Here is a 4,258-nt window from a genome sequence, read left to right as displayed (position 1 = left end):
CCGGTCCCCATCGTGTCGCGCAGGGTCTGCAGCAGGAAGCCGTCACCCCCAAGGGCAACGACGATCTCGGCCTCCTCGACGGAAGACTGGCCATAGCGCGCCGACAGGCTTTCCAGCGCCGTCTTGGCGTCAGCGGTGTCGGACGAGACGAAGGCGATGTGGCTGGCGGCTTTGCTCATGGCTCCCCGATGACGACCGGTGGCAGCGGCAGGGCCGCGCCAATTTCGGGGTAGCATGGGCGGGGTAGGTCTGCAAACGGAGCCGCCATCCCGGATGGCAATGCCATTCCGGGATGGCGAGGCGACCGCGGGACGGCGGATGCGGACATGCGTTCGCGTATCATGACAAAGGCTACGCGAATGTGATGGTTAAGACCGGCCTTAAAGTCTCGTAAAGCCGGATCGGTCATGTTAGCCGGCAGTGGATGGGTGGCGTGGGGGCTAGCCAGTCGAGGCCGACATATTGCCGGTAACACGCCTGATCATTGTCTTTCTGATGCTGGGAAGCTTCGCGCTGCTCTTTGCCGAACTGGTGCGCCAGTCCGAAGAGACGAGCTTCCGACCGCAGCCCACGGCGTCGCGCTGTGGTGACGCAGCCGGAGCGCCATGCCCGCAAAGGGCGCTGTAGCGCTGTAACCTGATCATCCTTTCGGACGACCGGCGGCATTGGCGGCCGCTTCGGTGCGCGACATCGCGCGGCAGTTTCTCTCCTTAAAAGCAGAGGCCGGTCGGCTGCCGCACGTTCCACTCGTGAAAGCTTGCTGTTTGCACTCGCGGCGCTTGGCGGTGTAGATGGGTGCACCGATTGGCGGAAAGGTTTTTGGGTAGCCTCGTATCCGCCGTTGTTGGGAAACAAGCCCTGCGGCTCGTTGACTGGCCGGGTGTCTGGAGCAGGGGGTTCCATGTCGCGCAGCGTGTTGATTTCTGGTGGCTGCGGCTTCCTCGGCTCACATCTGGTCGACCGTCTGTTGCGGCGAAGCGATCTGGAAAAGCTGATCGTCGTCGACAATCTTTGGACCGGGACGCGAGACAACGTCGCACATATCGCCGATCCGCGTTTCGATCTGCAGATTGCCGATGCCGAAAGCTTTTCATCCCTTCAACGCTTCGATGAGATCATCCATCTCGCGTCGCCGGCTTCGCCGCTTTGGTACATGCGCGAGCCGGTACGCACGATCAAGGCCAACATCGGCGGCGCGCTCAATCTTCTGACGCTGCTCAAGCCCGGCGGCCGTTTCTGCTTCGCCTCGACCTCGGAAGTCTATGGCGACCCCCTGGTTTCACCCCAACCCGAGAGTTACAGGGGATCGGTGGACTGCACCGGTCCCAGGGCCTCTTATGATGAAAGCAAACGCTGCACCGAGGCATTGCTGTTCGAACAGCAGCGGGTTGTCGGGCTCGACATTCGCGTCGTCAGGATTTTCAACACATATGGGCCGCGAACCCGCATCGACGACGGACGCGCCGTTTCGAACTTTGCCATCCAGGCTCTGACAACCGGGGTGCTGACGGTCTATGGCGACGGGTCCCAATCGCGCAGTTGGGGTTATGTCGACGACATCGTCGAGGGGCTGGAACGTTACTTCTGGCGCGACGGCATCTCGCATCGCGGCCCTCTGAACATCGGCAACGATCACGAGGTTTCCGTCCTGCGCATCGCGGAATTCGTCAGGTCGCTTGTCCCCGGCAGCCGCATCGAGCACCACCCTCCGGCTCCCCAGGATCCGACAAATCGGCGTCCGGACCTGACGTCGGCGAGGCATGTCCTTCCTGGCTGGGAAGCCAGGACGGGCTATCAGGAAGGCATCGGGCGCACCTTCGATTGGTTCCGTCAGCGAATTGCGGCCGGAACCGTTGCGGCCCCAACGGCCTGACGCGCCCGACGTCGCGGCCAAAGCTCTTTCCTGGCTGCCCACTTGGTCACCACCGCATCGGGCGCATCGATCGGCGAGCCATGGCCGTATCCGCATAAAGATATTGACTGCATGTTTAGTCATAGTTACTCCTGAGGTCGCGAATTGAGTTGGACAGCCGGCGCCAGCCGGTGAATGGCCACCGTGAAGAGGGGAATATCTCGACTGCGATGCGGCTTGCCGTTGCCGGTGCGCCGCATGCCGCAAATGCGATGCCGACGGCCGTTCTCGTGCCGTCGATCGGCATTGTCGCGGCCATCTTTTCGTCAGCAGGAAACGGACCTGAGGCCGTAACGCCGCCGGTCCCAACAATGGGAGCATACAGCATGAACTGGAAACTGACCGCGACGGCCATCGGCCTGTCGCTGCTGACTGTCACGGGCGTTGCCCATGCCGACGGCGAACTCAACATCTACAATTGGGGCAACTACACCAGTCCCGAGCTGATCAAGAAGTTCGAGGAGACCTACAAGGTCAAGGTCACCGTCACCGACTATGATTCCAACGATACCGCCCTGGCCAAGGTCCGGCAGGGCGCCTCCGGCTATGACATCGTCGTGCCCTCGGCGAGCGTCGTGCCGGTCTGGATCAGCGAAGGTCTGCTCTTGGAGACCGATCCCAACAAGATGGAGAACTTCAAGAACGTCGATCCCAGGTGGGTCGATGTTCCATTCGATCCAGGCCGCAAATATACCGTTCCATGGCAGTGGGGAACGACCGGCATTTCGGTGAACAAGTCGGTTTATGCCGGCGACCCCAACACATCGGCGATCTTCCTCGACCCACCCCCCGAACTCGTCGGCAAGATCAATGTCGTACCCGAAATGGGTGACATCATGTTCCTCGCCATCGCTTACGAGGGTGGCAAATATTGCAGCAGCGACATGCAGATGCTGAAGAAGGTGCATGACAAGCTGGTGGAGGCCAAGGCGAAATGGCTTTCGCTCGACTATGCGGCCGTCGACGGCCTGGGCAGGGGCGACATCGCCGCGGGCGTCAACTGGAACGGCATATCGCTGCGCGAGCGGCTTGAGAACGACAAGATCGTCTATGGCTATCCCAAGGAAGGCTATCCGATCTGGATGGACAATGTCGCTGTCCTCAAGGACGCCAAAAACGTCGACAACGCCAAGCTGTTCCAGAATTTCATCATGGATCCGCAGAATGCGGCGCTGATCTCAGCCTTTGCGCGTTATTCGAACGGCATCAAGGGCTCGGAAGCCTTCATGCCCGACGACATGAAGACCGCGCCGGAAGTCAACATTCCCGCCGATTTCGCCGCCAAGGGCCAGTTCATGCAGGCATGCCCGCCCGACGTGCAGGCGCTCTACACGAAGATCTGGACCGATCTGCAGAAATGACCTGACCAGGCTTTCCCGCGCCGCAGCACGCGGCGCGGTCATCTCCGTCCATGCAACGCGATGCGCAGATCGCAGGAGACTTCCCATGACCGATCTCGACCTTTGCTACATGCCGGCCAGCGAGGCGCTGCGGCTGTTCAAGGCAAAGAAGCTTTCGCCCGTCGAACTGATGCAGGCCACCATCCGCCGCGCCGAAGCCACCAAGCCGACGATCAACTGCCTCACCTTCACGCATTTCGACGAGGCGATGGATCTGGCCAGGAAAGCCGAGGCGAAATACGCCAGGGGGGCCCGTACCGGGGCGCTCGAGGGGCTGCCGATCGGCATCAAGGACGAGAGCTACATCAAGGACAAGCCGACCTCGCACGGCTCGCTGCTGTCCCGGGATGCCATCGGTGGCCATACGTCGACGATGAACGAGCGCATCATCAAGGCCGGAGGCATTGTCCATGCCCGCACGGCGACGCCTGAATTCAGCTGCGCCGGCTACACCTGGTCGAAACGCTGGGGCGTGACGCGCAATCCGTGGAACCCGGATTTCACGCCCGGCGGTTCGTCCGGCGGTGCCGCGGCGACGCTGGCGTCCGGCACGTCGTCGATCGCCACCGGCTCGGACATTGCCGGGTCGATCCGAATTCCCGCGTCGGCCTGCGGTCTTGTCGGCCTCAAGCCGCCTTACGGGCGCAATCCGGACGAGCCGCCGTTCAACCTCGATTTCTACTGCCACACCGGACCTTTGGCGCGAAACGTCGGGGATGCGATCCTGCTGCAGAACGTGATGGCCGGACCGAGCCCGCTCGACATCGCCACGCTCCGCCCCAAACTGCGCCTGCCCAGCGACTACAAGCCGATCAAGGGCTGGAAGATTGCTTTCTCGATGGACCTCGGTTCTTTCGAGGTCGATCCGGACGTGCGCAAGAACACGCTTGCCGCCTGCGATGTGTTTCGCTCGCTTGGCGCCACGGTCGAGGAAGTCGATCTGGGC

General features: G+C 61.9%; 4 protein-coding genes and 1 pseudogene. 3 read left to right on the top strand and 2 right to left on the bottom strand.

The genetic code is table 11. The features are described 5' to 3' along the window. Positions 1–179: pseudogene (locus EN969_RS36080) on the bottom strand (NAD kinase); the annotation flags it as partial. Positions 180–901: 722 nt separating this feature from the next. Here EN969_RS36080 and EN969_RS19015 point away from each other — a divergent pair. Then, entirely contained in the window at positions 902–1,873 is a 972-nt protein-coding gene (locus EN969_RS19015; protein WP_063168088.1) for an NAD-dependent epimerase/dehydratase family protein, read from the top strand. A gap of 115 nt (positions 1,874–1,988) precedes the next feature. Here EN969_RS19015 and EN969_RS19010 read toward each other — a convergent pair whose 3' ends face one another. Next, positions 1,989–2,267, bottom strand: a complete 279-nt coding sequence (locus tag EN969_RS19010) for a hypothetical protein (RefSeq protein WP_127224493.1) — start codon at positions 2,265–2,267, stop codon at positions 1,989–1,991. Between EN969_RS19010 and EN969_RS19005 the strand changes: the two genes are divergently transcribed. Both EN969_RS19005 and EN969_RS19000 read left to right on the top strand, forming a co-directional pair. Continuing rightward, a complete protein-coding gene (locus EN969_RS19005; RefSeq protein WP_024503894.1) occupies positions 2,239–3,273 on the top strand; it encodes an extracellular solute-binding protein in 1,035 nt (344 codons plus the stop codon). The genes EN969_RS19010 and EN969_RS19005 overlap by 29 nt on opposite strands. Before the next feature lie 85 nt (positions 3,274–3,358). Beyond that, positions 3,359–4,258: amidase (locus EN969_RS19000; RefSeq protein ID WP_164758344.1), on the top strand; the 900-nt coding region annotated here is incomplete at its 3' end.

It is taken from the genome of Mesorhizobium sp. M7A.F.Ca.CA.003.01.2.1 (assembly GCF_003998945.1).
Lineage (GTDB): Bacteria > Pseudomonadota > Alphaproteobacteria > Rhizobiales > Rhizobiaceae > Mesorhizobium > Mesorhizobium ciceri.
Note: the sequence above shows the minus strand (reverse complement) of the source record. Positions and strands in the feature narration are given on the sequence as shown.

What these genes read in the sequence shown, in the direction of transcription:
- EN969_RS19005 (WP_024503894.1), top strand. Translation starts at nt 2,239, where the DNA reads ATGAACTGGAAACTGACCGCGACGGCCATCGGCCTGTCGCTGCTGACT.
- EN969_RS19015 (WP_063168088.1), top strand. Translation starts at nt 902, where the DNA reads ATGTCGCGCAGCGTGTTGATTTCTGGTGGCTGCGGCTTCCTCGGCTCA.
- EN969_RS19010 (WP_127224493.1), bottom strand. Translation starts at nt 2,267, where the DNA reads ATGGCCGTCGCGGTCAGTTTCCAGTTCATGCTGTATGCTCCCATTGTT.